Genomic DNA, 1,473 nt, shown 5'->3' with positions numbered 1-1,473 from the left:
CGCGCGCCGCCGCCGCCGATGCCCGGGCGAACGCCGAGCGCGCCGGCACGCTCGCGCAGTCCGGCGCCCTGAGCCAGCAGCAGATCCAGCAGTACGCCACCGCTGCCGAGACGGCGCAGGCGCGCGTGCAGGCGGCGCAGGCGATGCTCGACGCGCAGCAGCTGCGCCTGAAGCACACGCAGGTGCTGGCGCCCGACAGCGGCGTGATCTCGGCGCGCAGCGCCACGGTGGGCGCGGTGGTGGGGGCCGGCGCGGAGCTGTTTCGCCTGGTGCGGCGCGGGCGCCTGGAGTGGCGCGCCGAGGTGGGATCGGCCGACCTGCCGCGCATCCGCGCCGGCCAGCGCGTGCAGGTCACGGCCGCCAGCGGGGCGCAGGTGGAGGGCACGGTGCGCATGGTCGCACCCACGGTCGACCCGCAGACGCGCAACGCGCTGGTCTATGTCGACCTGCCGGCGCACGAGGACGTGCGCGCTGGCATGTTCGCGCGCGGCGAGTTCCTGCTCGGCACGCGCGATGCGCTCACGGTGCCGCTGTCGGCGCTGGTGGTGCGCGACGGTTTTTCCCACGTCTTCGAGGTGGACGACAGCAGCCACGTCACCATGCGCCGCGTGCGCACCGGCGAGCGCGCCGGTGACCGGGTCGAGGTGCTGGAGGGCCTGGAGCCGGCGGCGCGCATCGTCGAGCGCGGCGGGGCCTTCCTGACGGACGGCGACCTGGTGCGCGTCGCCGGGCCCGCGCCGGCCGATGCCGAGCAGCCGCCCGCCGCCAAGCCCTGAAGGAGCGCCTGCCATGAACGTCTCCTCCTGGTCGATCCGCAACCCGATCCCGGCAGCCATGTTCTTCGTGCTGCTGACGCTGGCCGGGCTGCTTGCCTTCCGCACCATGAAGGTGCAGAACTTCCCCGACATGGACCTGCCGGTGGTGATCGTCACGGCGGCCCTGCCGGGCGCGGCGCCCGGGCAGCTGGAGTCCGAGGTGGCGCGCAAGATCGAGAACGCGATCGCCACCACCCAGGGCCTCAAGCACATCACCACCACGCTGGTCGACGGCATGGTGAGCATCGCCGCCGAGTTCCAGCTGGAAAAGCCCGTGCAGGAGGCGGTGGACGACGTGCGCTCGGCCGTCGCGCGGGTGCGCTCGGACCTGCCGGCCGAGCTGCGCGACCCGATCATCAACAAGTTCGAGTTCACGGCCCAGCCGGTGCTGGCCTACGCCATCGCCTCCGAGCGCCTGGACGACGAGGCGCTGTCGTGGTTCGTGGACGACACGCTCACGCGCCGCCTGCTGGCCGTGCCGGGCGTTGGCGCGGTGACGCGCATCGGCGGCGCCACGCGCGAGGTGCAGGTGCAGCTCGACCCGCTGCGCCTGCAGGCGCTGGGTGCGACCGCGGCCGAGGTCTCGCGCCAGCTCGGCCAGGTGCAGGTCGAGCGCGCGGGCGGGCGCGCCGAACTGGCCGGCGCCGAGCAGCCGCTG

General features: G+C 74.4%; 2 protein-coding genes. Both read left to right on the top strand.

What is annotated here, in order from left to right:
- Positions 1–776, top strand: a 776-nt coding sequence (locus tag A612_RS14355; RefSeq protein ID WP_019375143.1) for an efflux RND transporter periplasmic adaptor subunit, incomplete at its 5' end; no start/stop codon positions are given.
- A gap of 13 nt (positions 777–789) precedes the next feature.
- Positions 790–1,473: efflux RND transporter permease subunit (locus A612_RS14350; RefSeq protein ID WP_040437066.1), on the top strand; the 684-nt coding region annotated here is incomplete at its 3' end.

Source organism: Melaminivora alkalimesophila, from assembly GCF_000282995.1.
Classification (GTDB): Bacteria; Pseudomonadota; Gammaproteobacteria; order Burkholderiales; family Burkholderiaceae_C; genus Melaminivora; species Melaminivora alkalimesophila.
Note: the sequence above shows the minus strand (reverse complement) of the source record. Positions and strands in the feature narration are given on the sequence as shown.